This window comes from Collinsella aerofaciens, assembly GCF_015557435.1.
Taxonomy (GTDB): domain Bacteria; phylum Actinomycetota; class Coriobacteriia; order Coriobacteriales; family Coriobacteriaceae; genus Collinsella; species Collinsella aerofaciens_Z.
On sequence record NZ_JADNOH010000043.1, the window covers coordinates 1 to 21,109 of the forward strand.

Genomic DNA, 21,109 nt, shown 5'->3' on the forward strand with positions numbered 1-21,109 from the left:
ACCGCGTAACTGCTCGACGCTGCAAACGCCCCTAAGCGGCAATCTGACGTTCAATCGTCGGGCATGACCAGAAGGTCAATGCCCTCCTCTTTCACGTCACCTTGCTCGCTTAGGGGCGTTTTCGCTGACTTTGCCAAAGCATCGGCAGGTACTCATTGGGGACGTACTTAAATGAGTGCCTGCAGAATGAGAGTGGATAATCTCCCGTTTTTGGCCTGCTTGGGGGCTCAAAGTGGGAGATTATCCACTCTCGTCATTGGGCTAGTCGTTGGGGACGTTCTTGTTTGACTAGTCGTTTAAGAACGTCCCCAATGACTACTTGCTTGCGAACAGCCAGACTAGGATGATCGCCAGGATTGCGGCGACGATGCAGACGATGGCGCCGGTGAATTTGATGCGTGAGTCGCGGGTTCGCTTACGCACGTCGTCTTCGGCGGCCTCGAGTTGGGCAACTTCGCGCTCGGTCTCGGTATGCTCGGCCTTGTCACGTGCCAAGGACCCGGCGAGCGATTCGGTGATCTCGGGATGATCGTGCACCTCGGTCGCCTGCTCGATAATCGACTGCGCATGCGCGGCATCTGCCCGGGCGTTTGCGATGGCCTGCTCTTGCTCGCGGCGTGCCTTGTCCTGCGTGGCAATCTTTTCGCGCAGCTCTCGCTGGCGCGTCGCAGCGGCAGTTTTTGCGGACTGCAGCTCGTCGCGCGCGGCATCGGCTTCGGTCGTCACGGCTTGGTGCGCGCGTTTTGCGTCGGCGATAGGGGCTTGAGCCTGCTCGACGGCCTGCTCGGCTGCGGCAAGTGAATGCTCAAGGTCGGCGGTGATGCGCGGGACATCTTCTTCGGCTTTACGCAGGGCATCTGCCGTGTCGGAAATCTGCATCGAGAGCTCGCTGGTGCGCACCGTATAGTTGGCGGGATTTGCCGAGGGATTGCGTTGCAGCTCGGCATACTCATGACGCAGCGTCTCGAGCTGGGCGCGCGTGGCGTCGACGGTTTGTTGTGCGGCGGCAATGCCGGCGTCTCGCTCTGCCTTCACCTTGTCGCGGATGCGCTTGGAATCCTCAAGACGTCGAACGAGGCGGTTGCCGGTCTCGCGCGAGCTCGCCTCGCGGGCCTCCACGGCATCGAGCGCGGCCTTCAGACGGAGCTCAGTCGCGTCATCCTCTGTCTTCATTTGTTCGAGTTGACCCTTGAGCTCTGTCGCTTTGGCGGCGTGGGCATCACGGTCAATCTCGGCTGCCGCAGCGGTCTTTTGCGCTGTGGCGATCGCCTGACGCTGGTCGGCGACGATCTGGTCGTAGCGGCCTGCGATATCCTGGCGCGTCTCGAGTTCCTCGGCCTGATCGGCAATGCGCTGCTCAAGTTCGGCCAGGTGGGCGCGGGCATCGGCAAGTGCCTTTTTCGCGGCGTTCATCTCGCGCATGGCCGAGGCGCCCTGGGCGATAAAGGTGCCCACGGCGTTCGCAGTGTTCGAGACAGCGGTCCCCAGATCGCGGCTCGCGGCGGAGGAGTGCGGGGCGGTCGGGCGAGCGGTGTCGGCAGCGTCCGCATCGGCAGCCTGCGGCACGGCGATATTGCCGGTACCGCCCTCGATCACAGAAAAGCCTGCTGCGTGCGGGTCGACCGCATCGGCGCCAATCGTGGGATGCTCGAGCTGCAGAAACGAGGGCATGGTGCTGCCCTGGTCGGCAACCGGAGTCTCGCCGGGTACAAAGGTCGAGGCCGCCTCGGCGGCCTCCTCTTCCTCGGCGTCAACGTCAGCGTCGGCCACGGCGTCTTTCATCGCTTTGACGGCATCCATCATGGAGTCCATGACGGCGTCGAGCTCTTCTTCCGAAGAAACCTCGATAGGGCCCGCAGCTTGCGGAGCAGTATCCTGTACGGGGTGGTCGTCCTGAGCGGGCGCATCGTCGTTTTGCTCGCCTGCATCTTCGGCGCCGGGGGTTTCCGCCGTAGCGCTTTCGTCTAAGATGGGGTCGTCGAGGCCAATATCATCGCAGGTCACAGCGTCAGCATCTGCAGTGACGTCTGCGGAATCATCAATATGCTGTTGAGTCTGGGGGTCCAGCTCGTCTGTCATAGGCATGTGCTCCTCATCGTTGTTTGTCACCCTATGATAAAGTCTCGCGCCGACATCCCGCGCGCTGCAGCAAAGTTTCAAAACGTGTTCGATGGCTCGCGTCGATAGCAAAAACTCGGCCACTTTATCCAGTTTGTACTTGACAATCCCTTCGCCGAAAGACGTTATGCCGTTCGCCTGCCGAGGCCTTTTCTTTTCACTTGAACCCGCTAAAGTTGCATTTCAGCTTTTGGCGCGTGAAGTTGGATGCGCGCAGTCGACGGGCAGGCCCGTCGCGATTTGAAAGGACTTTATATGGGACTTTTCACTGGTAAGACCGTGATCGTTACCGGCGGCGGCAAGGCCACGCTTAAGGACGGCTCCGCTGGCTCCATCGGCTACGGCATCGATATCGCATTTGCCAAGGAGGGCGCGAACCTTGTCATCACTGGCCGCAACGTCGCCAAGCTCGAGGCCGCCAAGGAGTCTCTCGAGGCCGAGTACGGTGTCAAGGTTCTGCCTGTTCAGGCCGATGTCTCGGCTGGTCAGGACAACGAGGCCGTCGTCCAGAACGTCATCGACAAGGCTATTGAGGAGTTCGGCCGCATCGACGCCGTCGTCAACAATGCTCAGGCCAGCGCCTCGGGCGTGACCATTGCCGATCACACCATGGACCAGTTTAACCTGGCCATTTACTCCGGTCTGTATGCCACCTACCTGTACATGCAGAAGGCCTACCCGCACCTGAAGGAGACCAAGGGCTCCGTGGTCAACTTTGCTTCGGGCGCCGGCCTGTTTGGCAACTATGGCCAGTGCAGCTACGCCGCTGCCAAGGAGGGCATCCGCGGTCTGACCCGCGTCGCTGCCAACGAGTGGGGCAAGGACGGCATCAACGTCAATATCGTTTGCCCGCTTGCTTGGACCGCCGCGCTCGAGAACTTCCAGGATGCCTATCCCGAGGCGTTCAAGGCCAACGTCCACATGCCGCCGGCGGGTCACTACGGCGACGTCGAGAAGGAAATCGGCCGCGTTGTCGTTCAGCTCTGCGGTCCCGACTTTAAGTATATGAACGGCGAGACCGTCACCCTCGAGGGTGGCATGGGCCAGCGTCCTTAGGGGTTCCGCCGTTCTACCGAACGGCGGACCGGCCGACGCTGTGCGGGCCGCATTTGGACAATCTGCCGTTCAATTTCAAGGGCGCGACCAGAAGGTCAGCGCCCTTTCATTTCACGGCACCTTGTCTCAAATGCGACCCGCTCGCTGACGTTGCCAAAATATCGGCGTTGCCGTGGCTGGTAAATAGCTCCACTCATCGGGGACGTACTTAAATGAGTGCCCGCAGAATGAAAGTGGATAATCTCCCGTTTTTGGGCTGTGCTTTGGGCAAAAGTGGGAGATTATCCACGCTCATCCGGTAAGCGTCCAAAAATCCACGCTCATTTGCCGTGTCCCTGCCGTATCCTCCTCGCACCAGTTTCTGTCGAGTCGGTGCTTCTTGCGGGTTGCCCGTATAATGGTTTGCGTATGAACCGCAACCAAGGAGTTCCAGTTTATGGACCAGAACCTTTTTAAATTCGACCTGATTGCCGAGGATCCGACGACGCACGCGCGCGCCGGCGTACTGCACACCCCGCACGGCGACATCGAGACGCCGATCTTTATGCCCGTGGGCACCAAGGCAAACGTCAAGGGCATTCCTACCGAGACTGTCAAGAAGCTCGGCGCCCAGATCGTGCTCGCCAATACCTATCATCTGTCCATGCGTCCCGGCGAGGATACCATCGCCGAGCTGGGCGGCCTGCACAAGTTCATGAACTGGCACGGCCCCATCCTCACCGACTCGGGCGGTTTCCAGGTCTTCAGCCACAACGATGCCGTCAAGCTCACCGATGAGGGCGTGCGCTTTATCGTCAACGATTACGACGGCCGCCACGTGTTTTGGACGCCCGAGGACAACATGGAAATCGCCATGAAACTCGGCTCCGATATCTGCATGCAGCTCGACCAGTGCCCGGGCTATCCCGCCACGCGCGCCTACGTTGAGCGCGCCGTTGAGCTGTCGAGCATGTGGGCCGAGCGCTGCTATAAGGCGCACACCCGCGATGACCAGGCGCTCTTTGGCATCGTCCAGGGCGGCATGCATCTGGACCTGCGCCTGCGTTCGCTGCGCCACCTGGAGGAGTGCGGCGACTTCCCCGGCTACGGTATCGGTGGCTACTCGGTGGGCGAGGACCACGAGACCATGTTCGAGACGCTGGCGCCGCTGGCCTCCGAGTACATGCCCAAGCACAAGCCGCGCTACCTGATGGGCGTCGGCAACCCGACCACGCTCGTGCGCGGCGTTGGCGTGGGCATCGACATGTTTGACTGCGTGCTGCCGACGCGCACCGGCCGTATGGGCACGGCATTCTCCAGCGAGGGTCGCCTCAACTTCCGCAACGCTCGCTTTGCGCACGACGACGGTCCCATCGATCCCACCTGCACCTGCCCGGTGTGCACGGGCGGTTACAGCCGTGCGCTCATCCGTCACATGGTCACGCAGAAGGAGATGCTCGGCGGCATTCTGCTTTCGATGCACAACATCTACTACCTGCTCAACCTTATGCAGCGGGCCCGCCAGGCCATTATCGAGGGCCGCTACGGCGCGTTCGTGAGCGACTGGATGAACAGCCCTGCGGCGGTGGATTACTAAGAGCAGCACGGGCGCTTGCAGAGCGCGGGCAACGGCAAGGGGCGAGCGCCGGCCGGTCATCACGTTTGCTAACACCGCTTGCGCGACCGCTGACCGATAGCTTGCAAGTGCTTGATGCATCGTGGGTACCATACCGAATAGTTGATGTTCGGGCGGGTGTTTGACGCATGGCGTCGACCCCGCCCGCTTTTCTTTTTCTCGATAGGAGTACCCATGATTAAGAATGAGAACGTCGAGGGCGAGCCTGCCTACGACGAGACGTACCGCCGCGGCCCCGTGGTCATGCGCGGCCCCATGATTCCCAAGGACAACACCTACGCCAACCTGCTGGCGCCCGAGGACTCGACCGACTGGTTGCACACCGACCCCTGGCGCGTGCTGCGCATTCAGGCAGAGTTCGTTGATGGTTTTGGCGCACTTGCCGAGCTTGGTCCTGCAGTGACCATCTTCGGCAGTGCCCGCACGCCCAAGACCGATCCGCTCTACAAGGCGGCACGCGCCGTTGGCCGCAAGATCGCCCAGCGCGGCGTGGCGGTTATCACCGGCGGTGGTCCCGGCGTCATGGAGGCGGCCAACAGGGGAGCGGCGAGCGCCAACGGCAAGTCGGTCGGCTTGGGTATCGAGCTTCCGCACGAGCACGGGCTCAACAAATATGTGAACCTTGGCATGGACTTCCGTTACTTCTTTGTGCGCAAGACCATGTTCGTCAAATACAGCTCGGGCGCTATCGTGTTTCCCGGTGGCTTTGGTACGCTCGACGAGATGTTCGAGGTGCTCACGCTGGTGCAGACGCACAAGGTCAAGCGCATGCCGCTCGTGCTGGTGGGCAGCGAATACTGGCAGGGCCTGTTCGACTGGCTCAACGGTCCGGTGATGGATGCCGGCATGATCAGCCCGCTCGATCCTGATCTGGTGCACATCACCGACGACCTCAACGAAGCGGTCGACGTCGCCCTGAGCGGGCTGATGTAGAGCAATCGTGCCGCTGCGACATGAATATGCATGGCAATCTGATGCTATCTAACATCAGATTGCCATTTTTATTGGGTATACTGATGCAAAAGACGAGGGCGAGGAGGTCGCGTATGTCTACTGCAACGATTAAGCCCACGACGGTCCGCATCGAGGAGGGGCTTAAGGAGCAGGCGACTGAGTTTTTAGATTCGGTTGGCCTGAACCTTAATTCGTATCTCAACCTTGCTGTTCGGCAGCTTGTGAACCAGCGGAAGATTCCGTTTGAGATTGTGGGGCGGCCGGAGGTACCCAACGAGGCGACGAGGCGCGCTATGGTGATCGCCGAGGCTCGTGAGCTGGGGATTCTGCCAGACGACAGCCCGTCATTCGATAACGTTGATGAGTTGATGTCGTTCCTCGATGAGGATTAGACGATGTTTGAAATTAAGGTCGAGGCTCAGTTTAAGGCCGACTATAAGCGAGCGATGCAGAGCCACCCGCAGCTAAAAACCGAGTTTAAGGCGGCAGTTGCCGAGCTTGCGGCACACGGCGTGCTTCCGGCAGAGTACGGTGCCCACGAGCTCTCCAACCCGGGCGGCAATTACAACGGTCACATCGATTTTCATCTTTCCGATGGCCTGGTCGACGTGGTCGTTCTCTACCTGCCGCATAAAACCAATCCGGTGATTCGACTGGTAAGAATGGGTTCGCATCAAGAGTTATTTCAGGGCCCACTGAGCTAGCCACTCACTTCTAAGTTGCGGTGAAATAGGGATTGATTTGCGGCTGATGAGCCAAAAACAGTCCCTATTCCACCGCAAGTGATGGAGATGTTCCGTCTGTTGACGCGGCATCTGGCTTCCCCTTGTGGCTGACTTCGTCTAAGAGCTCCGCTGCGATCTCGCTGTTTTTGAACCTGATGCTGCAGTCTTCGTTCTTTGGGAAAGCTAGCAGCGGGATCGTTCCGTACCAGACAGTTTCTTCGTCAATTATCACTGCACACAAACGCCCTTCTGCTCTAATGGCATACTCGACGTTCATTTCGGCCAAAGTCTCTTTTGCATCTTCACGTGGAGTCGAGGCAACGTAAATCTCAAAGGCAATCCCTCGGGCAATGGCACCTCTGATTGTATCGCCGAGCTTTGCGAGGCAGGCGGCGGATGCGTAGGGCGCGGCAATAAAGATGCTCTTGGCGGCGCCGGCAATGTCGTCAACCAATGTCTCTACGGCATTCGTCGGCTCTATAAGAATGTTTTGATCGGACTGCTCGCTGCCTCCGGTCACGTAGACTTCGTACCCAAGCTTGGCGTACGTCTTGAGCCTCTTCTGGTACATGCGGGCGAGCATGGGTATCGACAGGTCAACGTAGTCGAATATCTCAACCCGCCGCTTGCCCTCGTGACTTCTATGCAGTCTGCCCGCCTGCTGCGTGATGCTGCCGTCCCACGATATCGGCGTGGCAATGAGGAGAGTGTCAAGGTAGGACAGATCGAAGCCCTCGCCCAGAAGGCTTTCGGTGGCGACGATGATTCGATGTTCATGCTCGAAGCAGGGAAGACTGTTCAGTATCGCTCTTCTTTCCTTGACGTCGATTTCTCCGGTCAGGAGAATGGGTTCGTGTCCTCGATCTTTAAACAGTCTGAACAGCTCCTCAGCATGCTTTTTCCTTTTAGACAGCACGAGCGGATGCCGACTGTTTGACGCGGCTTCAAGAGCGTCGTTGACAATCAATTCGTTTCTAGCTGCATGCGCGCACAGAAGGTCGAGAATCTGATTGAAGCTTGCACCTGACTCGTAGGCGGGTAGTCGAATTCCGGTAAAACGAGGCCGTACGATGCGCTGGATGCCCTGCTGGATCGCTTGCGTTTTTGGATCGATGACATAGCGAAGCGGGCCGCAAAGCATGGAGAGCGCCCTCGTAAGGCCGTCGGAGCGCTCGGGCGTTGCGGAAAGGCCGTATACGTATTTGGCCGGGGCAGACTTGAGAACAAGCTCGAGCTGTGGCGCGGCGGCGTGGTGACATTCGTCGCAGATAATGAGGCCGTAATTACGAACAAGGTCCTTAACTATCGGCTCCCCGGTTTGAGGGTCTTTGCCAGACAGCGACTGGAACGAAGCGACGTCGACGAGGCCGCTTACGGCATTTTTGCCTCCTCCTATTTGTCCGATGACCGGAGGCTGCCTCTTGCTGATTCGTCCTTTTGGGGTTCGGACGGGTTCTCTGTTGTCCGTAATGTCGATAAATCGCTCGAGCTGGGATTTCCATTGGGTTATGAGTGCAGTCTTGGGAACGATGACGAGCGTTGGAAGACCAATGGCGGCAATAAGATAAGCCCCGATGACGGTTTTACCGAAGCCCGTCGGCGCTGACATGATTCCATCTTCGTACGAGAGCATCTGGTCAGCGGCGATTTGCTGTTCAGGGCGAAGGGCGCCTTTAAATGTCATCACAATTTGATTATCGGATTGGCGTTCGTCTAAATAGTGGGCAGTAACGCCGGTTTCTTGGAGCAGCTGCTCAAGCTTGGTTTTGCAGCCTCTGGGAATCGCGACACAGCCGCCTCTAAGCTCACTGAGGTCTATGAGCCGCGGTTTACCGAATACTGATTGATGCATAGATTGCGCGCGGAAGAATTCCGGGTTGGCGAATGTTGCGAGCCCGCGGATTTCCATTTGAGCCGCTGGACTCAGAGACTTCTCGGGGATGTACAGCATATCGGCTTGTGTGACGGGCAGCGATGAGGGAAAGTCTCGCGATGTGAGCGGTAGCCGCTTTCGTGGTTTTTGGGCATATCGTTTGGTTTTGTTTGCCACCGCAACTGTTGCTAGCCCGTGTGGGTTGTTTCCAGTGGCCTCGATCAAATTATGCACCGTCGAGCGCGGAATCAGCTGGATTTGGGACAGGTAGAGCCATTGGTCGGGAAAGGGCTCGAATTGCTCGTCTACAAATACGCTGTTTCCTTCACGTTGTGCCTTGCCTTGAAAGGGAAGTGCGATGAGGTTTCCAAACCCTCCATCGGGGATAGTGACCTGAGCGGGGAGCATTCGATCAAAGGCCTCGAACGTGATTGTTTTATTAAGCGCCGCGGCTTCGGTTATGAGGTAACTTCCAAACTCTCTGGCGGCCTTTGCACTGATTGGCTCGAGAAAGAAAAACCAGATGTGTGCGCCGTTGCCGGACCTTGAGCGCTCAACGGCGGCGTTAATGCCCCGTCGTTTTGCAACAAGCCGTACGGCATTTGTTGCCTCTTTCCAGTCCGCTTTGTCAAAATCGATGACGAGAACTTTCGTGTTGCAGTTCCTGTCGAGCACATATTGCCCGAGGACGTCACGGAATCGGTCGTCCTTGCCTTTAAAGTGAGCGATGATTGTGGCATCGCTTAATTCGGAGAAGACGCGATTTGTGTACTCCGCGCATCTGATTCTTTGTTGGGCTGCTTTGGGGCAAATTCCCGGTTTCCACTCATTTGCGCAAGCGGGCGTATAGCCGATGCCCCCGTCTTTTCTGCGATATCCATGAGCGTAAACATCTTTGCGGCAAGTAAAGAGACTGCGAAAGAGCTCGAGTTTGTCACGTGCTGGGCTCGCGCTGGTGACGATGCCCTCGATTTGCGCTCGTTCATCGAACAAAGCGCCAGCTTCTTCCCACTCTTCAAGAGTGACGTAGCGTACGTCTGAACCGTTGTTGCAAATGACGATTTGTCGGTGTTGGTCCGATATATGCGTGATCGTCTGATCGTATTTAAATTGTGCGGTCCCAAAGAGGGCGTATTGATGCATGGTGTTGCCCATTTGAATGCCGTCCTTGTACTGGAGTTGTTGAGACGAGGGTACGGCATTGCGGCTTTTTGGGATATCTAATTTCGATTCAAGTTCGCTAATGGCGAGGGATTATTCCGCGAGCGGCTTTCGGTCGATGTCAAAGCGCGCGACGGCCCTTGATAACCAGGATTTGCGGTCATGTGGGTAGCCGGAGGCATACAGAGCGGGCTTCATTCGGACCCGGTGGGTAAAAAATGGCAAATATGAGTACTGTTGCTTGGTTAGTACCATATCATGTGGAAAGTATTTAAGACCAATTGACAACGATTGCATATATTAAACCCCCTAAACACGACGATTCGGGGCTTTTTGGAGCTTGAAATCGGTGGAAGCGGGCAATTTCAGCTAGATTTTGCTGTTACTAAAATTGTGACAGTACTCATATTTGCCATTTTTTGCCCACTGGGTATCGTCGGGGCCAATCAAAGCTCCCCAAACAGCTGGGAACGCGCCGATCGCCAGCAATATCTTGTATGTGGGCAGCGCGCGGCAAAAAAAGTTGCGGTGGAATAGGGATTGATTTGCGGCTGATAAGCCAAAAAGAGTCCCTATTTCACCGCAAGTGATGGGGGTGCTCCTAGCGGGTGGGCTGGTAGCGGGGGCAGTAGCTGATGGCGATGGCGTCGACGCCTACGTGGGTCGCGATGGTGCAGCCGATGGGGCCGGTGCCGGCATCGACGTAGTCCTTGCCCGCGAGCGCCTGGTTGACGAGTTCCTGCTCCTCGGTGGCGCCGGTCGTGAGCACACGCACGCTGGAGCCCGGATGCTCGGCCAAAAACGCGAGGCAGTCGGCCATGGTGTTGGCGACGATGCGCTTGGCGCCGCGGCCCTTCTTGATGGCCTTGATCTCGCCCGACTGCCATTCCGGCGAAACGGCCAGGCGAATGTTGAGCATCTGCGTGAGCTGGCCGGCGAGCTTGGGGGCGCGGCCGTTCTTGACGAGGTTCTCGAGCGTGCGGGGAATCAGCAGCAGATGAGCGTCGGGCAGGGTCGCGCGGATTTGCGCCTCGGTCTCGTCTAGGCTGCGGCCGTCCTCGCGCATGGCGAGTGCGTACTCCACTAGCAGGCCCTCGGCGCCCGAGCCGGTGCGCGAATCGATGCAGCGCACGTCGAGCTCGTGGGTATCGGCCACCTGGCACGCGTTGGCGTAGCAGGCCGACCACTCACTGCATAGTGAGATAAAGATGGCGCTGTCGTGGCCGTCGGCGCGCACGCGATCGAAGAGCTCCTTGAACTCGCCGGCGCTCGGCTGCGAGGTGTGCGGCAGCTGCTCGGAGCCGGCCATGCGGGCGACGTACTCCTCGGCGGTGATCTGCACCTGGTCGAGCAGGTCCTCGCCTTCGATAATCACATGCAGCGGAATCACATAGATGCCGAGCTCTTGGGCGCGGGCGGGGGGGATGTCCGACGTGGAGTCGGTTATGATGGCAAAAGACATAATTGCACCTTTCGATGGGGCGCCTGCGCGCCGCCGATTGAGAGCAAAGTGCGTCAAGTATAGTGGAGTTGTTCCACATTGCCAGCTTTAATTGTTGAATAGTCAACGGTTTGAAGCGTCGGTGTGGAAATCGCCAATTGGGGAAGAGGGATGTCGATGGCGGCATTACAGCTATGCGAGCGGCCGGTCGTGCTGTTCGATTTTGACGGCACGGTGGCCGACACGGGACGGGCGGTGATGACCTCGACGCGCAAGACGCTGGCTGCGCGCGGGTTTTCGGAAGTGCAGATGGGTGACTTGCGCCGCATGATCGGACCCCCGCTGTGGAAGAGCTTTCACGACTTTTACGGCTTTACGCGCGAGGAGTCGCTCGTGGTGGCCGACGAGTACCGCGCCTTTTTTGACGAGTTGGGGCCGGAGGAGTATCCCGTGTTCGACGGGATCCCCCAACTGCTCGACGGTCTTGTCGCGCAGGGACATCGCATGGCGGTGGCGACGTCGCGCATGGAAGCGAAGTGCATCGACATGGTGCATGAGCTGGGGCTTTGCCAGTTCGATGCCGTGGTTGGCATGAATCCGCCGCAGGGGCGCGAGACCAAGGCGGATTCGGTCCGCGACGCGCTGGCTGCCCTGGGCGCGACTGCGGACGAGGCCGTGATGATCGGCGATCGCTTTAACGATGTGGAGGGCGCGCACGCGATGGGCGTGCCGTGCATCGGCATCTATTCGGGCGCGGCGGCGCCGGGGGAGCACGAGGCCGCGGGCGCCGACGCGGTGGTGCACTCGGTGGCCGAGCTTGCTAAACTTTTCTCTATATAAGTATCTGATGTGAGGGGCGGGCGCGCTCGCTGCTCATTGGTTGGGAGGTTGTCCATGAATCAGGTGGAGCAGAGCGTCGCCGAGTATGTCGACGAGGTCTGGGAGGATGTCGTCGCCGATATTGAGCAACTGGTGAGTTATCCGTCCGTGGCGGTTTCTGCCGATGCGGAGCCCGGTGCGCCGTTTGGCCGCCCGGTCCGTGACGCACTCGATTGCGCGCTCGGCATCGCGCAAAAGCTCGGCTACCAGACGAGCGACGACGAGGGTTATGTGGGCATCGCCGATATCCCGGGCCGCGGCGACAAACAGCTCGCGACCATCTGCCACGTGGACGTGGTGCCCGCCGGTCCGGGTTGGAACACCGACCCGTTTGCGATGGAGCGTCGCGAGGGCTGGCTGCTCGGTCGCGGTGTGATTGACGACAAGGGCCCGGCCGTGCTGTCGCTCTACGCCGGCGCCTACCTGCTCAAGCACGGCATTACCCCGCGCTACACCTTCCGCGCGCTGCTGGGCTGCGACGAGGAAGTGGGCATGTCCGACGTTCACCATTATCTGGAGAACTACCCCAACCCCGACTTTTTGTTTACGCCCGATGCCGAGTTCCCGGTCTGCAATGCCGAGAAGGGCCAGTTTGGGGCGACGTTTGTGAGCCCCAAGATCGACGGCGGGCGCATTGTGTCCTGGAGCGGTGCCGAGGCGAGCAATGCCATTCCGTCGCAGTCCATTTGTGAGCTTGCGATTGCCGCCGAGGAGCTGCCGGCGCCGGTCGAGAACGCCGACCGTCTGGAGATCACGGCGCTCGAGAATGGCAATGCACAGATTTTCGCCCACGGTATCGGCGGCCACGCCTCGATGCCCGAGGGTACGATCAATGCCGTCGGCCTGATCGTGGCGTACCTGCGCGAGGTCGAGGACGCATTTGGTGCGCGTGACGAGCGCCTGCTGACGCCTGCCGAGCACGAGTTTGTCAAGTTCCTGGCCTTCGTGCACGCGGATGCCTATGGCCGCGGCCTAGGGATTGATGCGACGAGCGCGGCGTTTGGCCCGCTCACCTGCAATCCCGGCGTCATCCGCGTGGCGGATGGCCATATTGAGCAGGTTATTGACGTGCGCTTCCCCGATAGCACCAGCGCCGACACCATCTGCGAGCAGCTGGAGCCGCTCGTCGGGCGTTTTGGCGTGACGTGTCGCTTGGGCCGTGCTAAGGTGCCGTTCTCGGTGTCCGCCGACGATCCGGCCGTGAAGGCGCTCATCGACACCTATAACGAGTTTACGGGCAAGCACGCCGAGCCCTTCGCCATGGGCGGCGGCACGTACGCGCGCAACTTTGCCCGCGCCGTGTCGTTTGGTCCCGAGGAGACCGGCCTGGAGCTGCCCGCGTGGGGCGGCCAGATGCACGGCCCCAACGAGTGCGCCAACGAGGACCAGCTCAAACAAGCGCTCAAGATCTATATTGTGGCGATCCTCCGTCTAAACGAACTTGAACTGTAGGGCTTCCCCAGGCACCCGACCTTGCCCCTCAAACCGTCGCTTGCGTACCAAAGTACGCGGCGCTCCTCTTTCGGGGCAATCTCGGGCACATGGGAAACCCCAACATTTTGCTTGGATATAAACTTGCATGATCCCTTGGGGACGGAGGAGAGCGGATCACTTGAGCCTCGCTGTGGCAAAGTGATCCGTTCTCCTCCGTCCCCAAGGGATTATTTGGTGTAAAAGGCGTGCCATGGTTGGGGTGGGGATTGTTATTCGTTTGTAAAGGCTGAGCCGTGCTTGCGGTAAGGGTCTATCAGATGCCCGTAAGAAACCGCAGCTGGCGCGGCTGCCGCCCGATCGAGGTCGTATCTTTCCAAACAGCAAAGCGGGCAGGGTGCCCGCGAGTCGCATGTATGAAAGGAAGATCATGCTCGATCAGGCTTATTCTCGTCGTCAGTTCCTCGGCCTCGCTGGTGGTCTTGCCAGCATCGTCGGTCTCGGTCTCGTTGGCTGCGGTGGCTCCAACGCTTCCGATGCCACCGACAAGGGTAGCGCCGCCGCTGCCGAGTCCGTCTCCGGCGAGGTGACCTACGACGGCGCCTCTTCGTTCCAGGCTCTCGTCGAGGCTGCTGCCGAGAAGTTCATGGACGCCAACCCCGACGTTTCCATCTCCGGTTCGGGCAACGGTTCGGGCAAGGGCCTGACCGCTGTCGCCGCCGGTACCGTCACCATCGGTAACTCCGACGTCTTCGCCGAGACTAAGCTCGAGGCCGACCAGGTCAAGAACCTCGTCGACCACGAGGTCGCCGTCGTGGGCATGGGCCCCGTCGTCTCCAAGAACGTCAAGGTCGACGATCTGTCCCTCGAACAGCTCAAGGGCATCTTCTCCGGCCAGATCACCAACTGGAAGGAGGTCGGCGGCGACGACGCCACCATCGTCGTCCTCAACCGCAAGGCCGGCTCCGGCACCCGCGCCACCTTCGAGGCCGCCGTCTTTGGCGACGAGGCCGTCGACTTTAAGGGCGACGCCGAGCTCGACAAGTCCGGCGACGTCCAGACTCAGATCGCCAGCACTGACAATGCCATCTCCTACCTCGACTTCTCGCACTTCGATGACTCCAAGTTCAACGCCGTCAAGGTCGAGGGTGTGGAGCCCAAGAGCAAGAACGTCACCGATGACTCCTTCAAGATTTGGGCGACCGAGCACATGTACTGCTCCAAGGATGCCGACGAGGCCACCAAGGCCTTCCTGGACTTTATGCTTTCCGACGACGTCCAGGGCAAGCTCGTCGAGGAGCAGGGCTTTATCCCCGTCTCGGCCATGAAGGTCGTCAAGGACGCCAGCGGCAAGGTTTCCTCCAAGTAATTATTCGCCCCCGGAAAGGTTTGCAATGGCAAAACAGCTGCCAAAGCGCGACCTTGAGAACGTGGGCCTGGGCGTCACGGGCGCGTGCGTAGCGCTCGTGACGCTTGTCGTTGCCGCGCTCATCTTTATGGTCGCCCAAAAGGGCCTCTCGGCTTTCGTAAAGGACGGCGTCTCGGTCGTCGAGTTTTTCACCGGTACCAAGTGGGACCTGGCCAACACAGCCGAAAACGGTCTGCCTTACACCGGCGCCCTGCCTCTGATCGTCACCTCGTTTGCGGTCATGGTGCTCTCCGCGCTCATCGCGCTGCCCATCGCCATCGGCTCTGCCATCTTTGCGGTCGAGATTAGCCCTAAGTTTGGTTCCAAGGTCTTTCAGCCGCTCATTGAGCTTTTGACCGGTATTCCCTCGGTCGTCTTTGGCCTGATCGGTTTTCACGTGGTCGTCGGCCTTATGAAGAGCGTTTTCCACGTGAGTACGGGCCTGGGCATCCTGCCTGGCGCCATCGTGCTGGCCGTCATGATCCTGCCGACGATGACCACCCTTTCGGTCGATGGCCTGCGCGCCGTGCCCGACAGCTACCGTCAGGGTTCGCTTGCTCTGGGCTATACCCGCTGGCAGACCATCTGGCACGTGGTACTCAAGTCTGCCATGCCGTCGCTCATGACCGCGGTCATCCTCGGTATGACCCGCGCCTTTGGCGAAACGCTCGCTGTGCGCATGGTTATCGGCGGCATCGAGGCCATGCCGACGTCGCTGCTGTCGCCGGCGTCCACCATCACCACCACGCTCACCACGTCTATGGCAGTCTATGCCGAGGGCTCGGCCCAGGACGATGTTCTGTGGGCGCTCGGTCTGCTGCTGATGGGCATGAGCCTCATCTTCATCCTGATCATCCACCTTATCGGCCGCAAGGGGGCGAAGGCTCGTGGCTAGCACGCGCATCCATATCGACGAGACGAGACTCGGGCGGGTCCAAAGGCAGGACCGCATCGCCACGGGCGTGCTGACGGCAATCGTCGCCATCGTCATGCTCATCGTCATCTCCATGGTGGCCTATATCCTGTTCGAGGGCGTCTCGATGCTGTTCCAGCCGGGGTTTCTCACGCAGCCCGCGCGCGCCAACGGAACCCAAGGCGGCGTGCTCTACCAGCTATTCGACTCGTTCTACCTGCTGCTGATCACTCTGGTCATCTCGGTGCCCATCAGTCTGGGCGGAGCGGTCTTTCTGGTTGAGTACGCGCCGAACGGCCCTATCCGCGACATCGCCTCCACCGCCATCGAGACACTGTCCTCGCTGCCGTCCATCGTCGTCGGCATGTTCGGCTTTCTGGTGTTCTCGGTGCAGCTGGGCTGGAAGTACTCCATCATCTCCGGCGCCGTCGCGCTCACCATGTTCAACATCCCCATTCTGGTGCGCGTGATTCAGCAGGCGCTCGAGGACGTGCCGCAGGCCCAGCGCGATGCGTGCCTGGCCATGGGCCTTACCCGCTGGGAGGCCACGCTGCACATCCTGATCCCCGAGGCCATGCCTGCCATCGTGACCGGCATCGTGCTTTCGGCCGGCCGCGTGTTTGGCGAGGCCGCGGCGCTGCTCTTTACCTCGGGCATGAGCTCGCCGGTGCGCCTGAACTTCTTGAGCTTTAACCTGTCGAGTCCCACCTGCGCCTGGAACGTGTTCCGCCCCGGTGAGTCGCTCGCCGTGCACATCTACAAGATTTACGGCGAGGGGAGCCCCGAGGCACAGCAGATCGTTTGGGGCACCGCGGCGCTGCTGATGATTTGCGTGCTGCTGTTTAACGTAGTCGCCCGTATCGTGGGCAAGCAACTGGCAAGGAGGATGACGGCCGAATGAGCGAGATAAATGCAACGCCCGCAACCGAGGTAGTCACGTCCGAGACCCAGGACTTTTTGTCGAGCGTGGGGGAGAGCGAGAAGCGCGTTCGCGTGAGCGGCAAGGCCGTGAGCGACGAGGTCGCGCTCTCCACCAAGGACGTCAATGTGTACTATGGCGACCACCATGCGCTGCACAACACGTCGCTCGACTTCCACAAGGGTGAGATCACAGCGCTCATCGGGCCTTCGGGCTGCGGTAAGTCGACCTTCTTGCGCAGCCTCAACCTGATGAATCGCGAGATTCGCGGCTGCCGCGTGGAGGGCGAGATCAACTACCGCGGGCGCAACGTGAACACCAGGACCGAGAACACCTACGAGCTGCGTCGCTCCATTGGCATGGTGTTCCAGCAGCCCAACCCCTTCCGCAAGTCTATTCGCGACAACATCACGTTTGCGCCCAAGCGCCACGGCATCACCGACCGTGACGAGCTCGATCGCATGGTCGAGGAGAGCCTACGCGGCGCGGCGCTGTGGGACGAGGTCAAGGACAAGCTCGACAAGAGCGCCTACGCGCTTTCGGGCGGTCAGCAGCAACGTCTGTGCATTGCGCGCACGCTGGCGCTCAACCCCGACGTGATCCTGTTTGACGAGCCCTGCTCGGCGCTCGACCCCATCTCGACGCTGGCGATTGAGGACCTGATGTCATCGATCGTTGCCGACCGCGCCATCGTCATCGTGACGCACAACATGGAACAGGCGTCGCGCGTGTCCAACCGCACGGCGTTCTTCTACATGGGCGATATGGTCGAGTACGACGAGACCGACGAGATTTTCCAACGGCCCAAGGATAAGCGGCTGAATGATTACCTCACCGGCATGTTCTCCTAGTCCGGGACATGCTTGAGGCCCGCGGCGGCCACGGTCGCCACGGGACTGATTGGAGAGGCGGGTCATCTCTTTTGCGAGATGGCCCGCCTTTTTACTCTGCGACCGAATCGACCACCACAAAGGGGACAGGCACCTTCGTGGTGGTTTGGGGTGGGGCTCGCTGCTATCATGGACAACGTTGAATTTCTACGAAGGAGCAGGGCATATGGCGATTCTTTTGGGATGCGATTCCATCAGCCTAGAGTTTCCCACCAAGCATATTTTCGATAGCGTGACGCTCGGCGTGGGCGAGGGCGACCGCATTGGTATTGTCGGTAAAAACGGCGACGGCAAGTCGACGCTGCTGAGCGTGCTCGCCGGCACGCTGGAGCCCGACGATGGCCGCGTGACGCACCGCCGCGGCACGACGATCGGTCTGCTCGGCCAAAAGGACCAGCTTGTCGACACCGATACCGTGCATCATGCCGTCGTGGGCGACATGCCCGAGTACGAGTGGGCGTCGAGCCCGCGTACGCGTCAGATCCTGGCCGGCCTTATTAGCGATGTGTCCTGGGAGGGCACGGTGGGCGAGCTCTCGGGCGGTCAGCGCCGTCGCGTGGACCTCGCGCGCCTGCTGATCGGCGACTACGACGTGCTCATGCTCGACGAGCCCACCAACCACCTGGACATGCGCACCATCAACTGGCTCGCGCGTCACTTAAAGGCCCGCTGGCAGCGCGGTCAGGGCGCCATGCTCGTGGTCACGCATGACCGCTGGTTCTTGGACGAGGTCTGCACCAGTATGTGGGAGGTCCACGACGGCCAGGTCGATCCCTTCGAGGGCGGTTACTCCGCATATATCCTGCAGCGCGTGGAGCGCGACCGCATGGCCGCCGTTACCGAGGAGCGCCGTCGCAACATGGCGCGCAAGGAGCTCGCGTGGCTGAGCCGCGGCGCCCAGGCTCGTTCCACCAAACCCAAGTTTCGTGTGGATGCCGCTCGCGAACTCATCGCCGACGTGCCGCCCGTACGTGACGAGCTGGAGCTCAAGCGCCTAGCCGTGAGCCGCCTGGGCAAGCAGGTCATCGATGTGGTCGACGTGGACGCCGGCTATGCGGATACCGATGGCGCGCCCAAGCAGGTGCTCACCGATGTGACCTGGCTCATTGGTGCGGGCGACCGCTATGGTCTTTTGGGCGAGAACGGCGCCGGCAAGTCTACACTGCTTGACGTGATTCAGGGCAAGATTGAACCCACGCGCGGCCGCGTGAAGATTGGCCAGACGGTACGCTTTGGCGTGCTGTCGCAGCAGCTCGAGGAGCTCGAGCCCTACATGGGCGACACGATCCGCGAGGTGCTCAGCAACTATAAGAAGTACTACGTCATCGACGGCAAGGAGACTTCGCCCGAGAAGCTCTGCGAGCGTCTGGGCTTTACGACGCAGCAGCTCTGGAGTCGCATCGGCGATCTTTCGGGCGGCCAGCGCCGTCGCCTGTCGCTGCTACTGACAATCCTGGACGAGCCCAATGTGCTCATCCTGGACGAGCCCGGCAACGACCTGGATACCGACATGCTCGCGATTGTCGAGGATCTGCTGGACGGTTGGCCCGGCACGCTGATCCTGGTGACGCACGACCGCTTCTTGATGGAGCGCGTGACCGACCAGCAGTGGGCGCTGCTCGACGGCCACCTGACGCATATGCCCGGCGGCGTGGACCAGTACCTGCGCCTGTGCAACGCCACCGCCGAGGGCGAGCCCGTGGGTGCGCCGAGCGCCAAGACCGGCACGTTCGACACCGGCGCCGCAGCGGTTGCGGCCGAAAAGCCCAAGACGAGCGGGCAGCCCAACGGTCTTTCCAACGCCGAGCGCCAGAAGCTCCGCCGCGAGGTGAGCTCGCTCGAGCGCAAGATGGAGACGCAGCGCGCTCGCGTGGAGGAGGCCGAGGCTGCGATGGCTCAGGTCGATCCCACCAACTACACGGCGCTCGGCGAGCAACAGGCAAAGATCGACGAGGCCCACGCCGCCATGGACGAGCTGGAGATGGCATGGCTCGAGGCGAGCGAAAAGCTCGAGGGCGAGGAGTAGACGAGGATGATCAAAGCCGCGTTTTTCGATATCGACGGCACGCTGCTGAGCTTTAAGACGCACCGGATTCCGGCGTCGGCGCAGCGGGTGCTCGATAGCTTTCACGAGCAGGGGATCGCATGCGTGATTGCTACGGGTCGCCCGACCTACCAGATGCCCGATTGGCTGTTCGACTTGGGTTGGGATGCGTACATTACGCTTTCGGGCCAGCACTGCTTTGATGCCGAGGGGGTTTACCGCAGCTGCCCGATCGATCCGGACGACGTCGCGGTGATTGTGGACCAGGTGGCCGAGGGGCGCTACGACTCGCTGTGCATGCAGGGCGAGAACTCGTTTGTGAACCGCCTGTCCGAGCGCGTGGTGACGGCCGGCAACAACGCGGGGATCGTCTACCACGAGGAGCCGTTTGAGCACGCCTTTGAAGCGCCGGTCTACCAGTTTTGCGCCTTTGTGGATCCTGCCGACGAGCATATCGTGACCGATGCGGTGTCGCATTCGCTCACTACGCGCTGGTGCGACCTGTTCTGCGACATTATTCCCGCTAACGGCGGCAAGGACCTGGGCGTGGCAGCGACGCTGGAGCGCCTGGGTGTCGACGCGAGCGAGGCGATCGCCTTTGGCGACGGCGAGAACGACCTGTCGATGTTCTCGGCCGTGGGCACAAGTGTGGCCATGGGCAACGCGCAGGATACCGTGAAGGCCGCAGCGACCTACGTGACGACCGTCGTAGACGACGACGGCATCTACAACGCCGCCGAGCACTTTGGCCTGCTATAGCTACGGATTCGGCACTTGGGGACGTTCCTTTTGCGCCGGCAGTCGGGGGCACTCCTTGCGGGGCGTGTCCCCGCTTTGTTTTCGTCCCGTGCGTTTTGTGAAACACGGTTAACTTTTTAGACAACGTAGTAAGACATAGGCAACTTTTGCGGTAAAGTAAATCAAGCAAAAGTATCCAAAGGCTAACTAGAAGCCATCGCGAAAGGCGGCCCATGGCCCTGCGTGAATCCGGAGAAGACTATCTCGAATCGATCTACGTTCTGTCGGAACGTCAGGGCACCGTGCGCTCGATCGACGTTGCGGAGTACCTCGGCGTAACCAAGGCGAGCGTTTCCAAGGCCATGGCGACGCTGGAAAGCAACGGCTATGTCGAAATGGGCAAACGCGACGTGCATCTGACGGAACGCGGTCTTGAGGTTGCCCGTCAAATGTGGGAGCGCCACTGCTTTTTTGTAGGTCTGCTAGAGGACGCAGGCGTAACGCCCGAGGTTGCCTCGCAAGAGGGCTGTCACATGGAGCACTGCCTGAGCGAGGAGAGCTTCGAGAAGCTGAGGTCGATGCTCGCCAGGGAAGAGACGTCGAACTCAACAACGGAATCCTAACAGGTCCCCAGTAGCGCGGAGTTCGCGCAAAGCGCGAACCAGCGAAAAGGGGAGAGGGGGCTCGGACAATAACGAGCCCGACGCAGTCCAAAGTGCAGCAATCGGTGCGTGACGTCACCACAGCTGGGCTATCTCTGCGTCCCCAAAGAGGCGCGCCTCCCGCGCCGGAACGGCGCGGGACAGCGACCGGGATCAGTGGCCCCACCAACTAAGTCCAACTCAGACAAGGAACCCCGCCAGCAAGCGATGCCCAAGAACCACCAGCAACGTCACCGCAGGCCGGGACCGGGCTTGGGTTTGAAAACAATCCGCAGCGCGAGG

General features: G+C 60.3%; 18 protein-coding genes. 15 read left to right on the forward strand and 3 right to left on the reverse strand.

Annotated features, from left to right (window positions below):
* Positions 1–315: 315 nt before the first annotated feature.
* Positions 316–2,079 (reverse strand): hypothetical protein, encoded by a 1,764-nt coding sequence (locus tag I2G43_RS03915; RefSeq protein WP_195535157.1) that lies wholly within the window; start codon positions 2,077–2,079, stop codon positions 316–318.
* A gap of 294 nt (positions 2,080–2,373) precedes the next feature.
* Between I2G43_RS03915 and I2G43_RS03920 the strand changes: the two genes are divergently transcribed.
* From I2G43_RS03920 to I2G43_RS03940, 5 genes are all read left to right on the forward strand, one after another.
* A complete protein-coding gene (locus I2G43_RS03920; protein ID WP_006235414.1) occupies positions 2,374–3,174 on the forward strand; it encodes an SDR family NAD(P)-dependent oxidoreductase in 801 nt (266 codons plus the stop codon).
* Between the two features lie 436 nt (positions 3,175–3,610).
* Positions 3,611–4,750, forward strand: a complete 1,140-nt coding sequence (tgt, locus tag I2G43_RS03925) for a tRNA guanosine(34) transglycosylase Tgt (protein WP_195535158.1) — start codon at positions 3,611–3,613, stop codon at positions 4,748–4,750.
* A 213-nt stretch (positions 4,751–4,963) separates the two neighbouring features.
* Positions 4,964–5,722, forward strand: coding sequence for a TIGR00730 family Rossman fold protein (locus tag I2G43_RS03930; protein ID WP_195535159.1), 759 nt, complete (start codon positions 4,964–4,966; stop codon positions 5,720–5,722).
* Positions 5,723–5,835: 113 nt separating this feature from the next.
* The gene (locus I2G43_RS03935) at positions 5,836–6,135 is read left to right on the forward strand and encodes a type II toxin-antitoxin system RelB/DinJ family antitoxin (RefSeq protein WP_195535160.1); all 300 of its coding nucleotides are present in this window, start codon (positions 5,836–5,838) and stop codon (positions 6,133–6,135) included.
* Positions 6,136–6,138: 3 nt separating this feature from the next.
* Positions 6,139–6,447 (forward strand): type II toxin-antitoxin system YafQ family toxin, encoded by a 309-nt coding sequence (locus tag I2G43_RS03940; protein ID WP_195535161.1) that lies wholly within the window; start codon positions 6,139–6,141, stop codon positions 6,445–6,447.
* Positions 6,448–6,511: 64 nt separating this feature from the next.
* Here I2G43_RS03940 and I2G43_RS03945 read toward each other — a convergent pair whose 3' ends face one another.
* Positions 6,512–9,496, reverse strand: a complete 2,985-nt coding sequence (locus I2G43_RS03945) for a TOTE conflict system archaeo-eukaryotic primase domain-containing protein (RefSeq protein WP_195535162.1) — start codon at positions 9,494–9,496, stop codon at positions 6,512–6,514.
* Positions 9,497–9,835: 339 nt separating this feature from the next.
* Here I2G43_RS03945 and I2G43_RS03950 point away from each other — a divergent pair, with 339 nt between their 5' ends.
* On the forward strand, positions 9,836–10,039 hold the full coding sequence (locus tag I2G43_RS03950) for a hypothetical protein (RefSeq protein ID WP_195535163.1): 204 nt from the start codon (positions 9,836–9,838) through the stop codon (positions 10,037–10,039).
* A 64-nt stretch (positions 10,040–10,103) separates the two neighbouring features.
* Here the strand turns inward: I2G43_RS03950 and I2G43_RS03955 are convergent, their stop codons facing one another.
* Complete coding sequence (locus I2G43_RS03955) at positions 10,104–10,964, reverse strand: DegV family protein (protein WP_195535164.1); 861 nt, start codon at positions 10,962–10,964, stop codon at positions 10,104–10,106.
* 156 nt (positions 10,965–11,120) lie between these two features.
* On the opposite strand from I2G43_RS03955, the gene I2G43_RS03960 reads away from it, so the two are divergent.
* The 9 genes from I2G43_RS03960 (at position 11,121) to I2G43_RS04000 (ending at position 20,788) form a co-directional block, all read left to right on the forward strand.
* Positions 11,121–11,783, forward strand: coding sequence for an HAD hydrolase-like protein (locus tag I2G43_RS03960; RefSeq protein ID WP_229071549.1), 663 nt, complete (start codon positions 11,121–11,123; stop codon positions 11,781–11,783).
* Positions 11,784–11,837: 54 nt separating this feature from the next.
* Positions 11,838–13,274, forward strand: coding sequence for a M20 family metallopeptidase (locus tag I2G43_RS03965; protein ID WP_195535165.1), 1,437 nt, complete (start codon positions 11,838–11,840; stop codon positions 13,272–13,274).
* 409 nt (positions 13,275–13,683) lie between these two features.
* Complete coding sequence (locus I2G43_RS03970; RefSeq protein WP_195535166.1) at positions 13,684–14,622, forward strand: phosphate ABC transporter substrate-binding protein; 939 nt, start codon at positions 13,684–13,686, stop codon at positions 14,620–14,622.
* 25 nt (positions 14,623–14,647) lie between these two features.
* Positions 14,648–15,556 carry a phosphate ABC transporter permease subunit PstC gene (gene pstC, locus I2G43_RS03975; RefSeq protein ID WP_195535167.1) on the forward strand — a complete coding sequence of 303 codons (909 nt, stop codon included), beginning with the start codon at positions 14,648–14,650 and terminating at the stop codon, positions 15,554–15,556.
* Positions 15,549–16,475, forward strand: coding sequence for a phosphate ABC transporter permease PstA (pstA, locus tag I2G43_RS03980; protein WP_271729218.1), 927 nt, complete (start codon positions 15,549–15,551; stop codon positions 16,473–16,475). The genes pstC and pstA overlap by 8 nt, the downstream gene beginning before the upstream one ends.
* On the forward strand, positions 16,472–17,344 hold the full coding sequence (gene pstB / locus I2G43_RS03985) for a phosphate ABC transporter ATP-binding protein PstB (protein WP_195535168.1): 873 nt from the start codon (positions 16,472–16,474) through the stop codon (positions 17,342–17,344). Before pstA ends, pstB begins: the two co-directional genes overlap by 4 nt.
* 205 nt (positions 17,345–17,549) lie before the next feature.
* Entirely contained in the window at positions 17,550–19,409 is a 1,860-nt protein-coding gene (locus I2G43_RS03990) for an ABC-F family ATP-binding cassette domain-containing protein (protein WP_195535169.1), read from the forward strand.
* Between the two features lie 6 nt (positions 19,410–19,415).
* A complete protein-coding gene (locus I2G43_RS03995; protein ID WP_195535170.1) occupies positions 19,416–20,186 on the forward strand; it encodes a Cof-type HAD-IIB family hydrolase in 771 nt (256 codons plus the stop codon).
* A 212-nt stretch (positions 20,187–20,398) separates the two neighbouring features.
* A complete protein-coding gene (locus tag I2G43_RS04000) occupies positions 20,399–20,788 on the forward strand; it encodes a metal-dependent transcriptional regulator (RefSeq protein ID WP_195535171.1) in 390 nt (129 codons plus the stop codon).
* Positions 20,789–21,109 lie beyond the last annotated feature (321 nt).

What these genes read in the sequence shown, in the direction of transcription:
- I2G43_RS03960 (WP_229071549.1), top strand. Translation starts at nt 11,121, where the DNA reads ATGGCGGCATTACAGCTATGCGAGCGGCCGGTCGTGCTGTTCGATTTT.
- I2G43_RS03940 (WP_195535161.1), top strand. Translation starts at nt 6,139, where the DNA reads ATGTTTGAAATTAAGGTCGAGGCTCAGTTTAAGGCCGACTATAAGCGA.
- pstC (WP_195535167.1), top strand. Translation starts at nt 14,648, where the DNA reads ATGGCAAAACAGCTGCCAAAGCGCGACCTTGAGAACGTGGGCCTGGGC.
- I2G43_RS03920 (WP_006235414.1), top strand. Translation starts at nt 2,374, where the DNA reads ATGGGACTTTTCACTGGTAAGACCGTGATCGTTACCGGCGGCGGCAAG.
- tgt (WP_195535158.1), top strand. Translation starts at nt 3,611, where the DNA reads ATGGACCAGAACCTTTTTAAATTCGACCTGATTGCCGAGGATCCGACG.
- I2G43_RS03935 (WP_195535160.1), top strand. Translation starts at nt 5,836, where the DNA reads ATGTCTACTGCAACGATTAAGCCCACGACGGTCCGCATCGAGGAGGGG.
- I2G43_RS03965 (WP_195535165.1), top strand. Translation starts at nt 11,838, where the DNA reads ATGAATCAGGTGGAGCAGAGCGTCGCCGAGTATGTCGACGAGGTCTGG.
- I2G43_RS03930 (WP_195535159.1), top strand. Translation starts at nt 4,964, where the DNA reads ATGATTAAGAATGAGAACGTCGAGGGCGAGCCTGCCTACGACGAGACG.
- I2G43_RS03990 (WP_195535169.1), top strand. Translation starts at nt 17,550, where the DNA reads ATGGCGATTCTTTTGGGATGCGATTCCATCAGCCTAGAGTTTCCCACC.
- I2G43_RS04000 (WP_195535171.1), top strand. Translation starts at nt 20,399, where the DNA reads ATGGCCCTGCGTGAATCCGGAGAAGACTATCTCGAATCGATCTACGTT.
- I2G43_RS03995 (WP_195535170.1), top strand. Translation starts at nt 19,416, where the DNA reads ATGATCAAAGCCGCGTTTTTCGATATCGACGGCACGCTGCTGAGCTTT.
- I2G43_RS03945 (WP_195535162.1), bottom strand. Translation starts at nt 9,496, where the DNA reads ATGGGCAACACCATGCATCAATACGCCCTCTTTGGGACCGCACAATTT.
- I2G43_RS03915 (WP_195535157.1), bottom strand. Translation starts at nt 2,079, where the DNA reads ATGACAGACGAGCTGGACCCCCAGACTCAACAGCATATTGATGATTCC.
- I2G43_RS03955 (WP_195535164.1), bottom strand. Translation starts at nt 10,964, where the DNA reads ATGTCTTTTGCCATCATAACCGACTCCACGTCGGACATCCCCCCCGCC.
- pstB (WP_195535168.1), top strand. Translation starts at nt 16,472, where the DNA reads ATGAGCGAGATAAATGCAACGCCCGCAACCGAGGTAGTCACGTCCGAG.
- I2G43_RS03970 (WP_195535166.1), top strand. Translation starts at nt 13,684, where the DNA reads ATGCTCGATCAGGCTTATTCTCGTCGTCAGTTCCTCGGCCTCGCTGGT.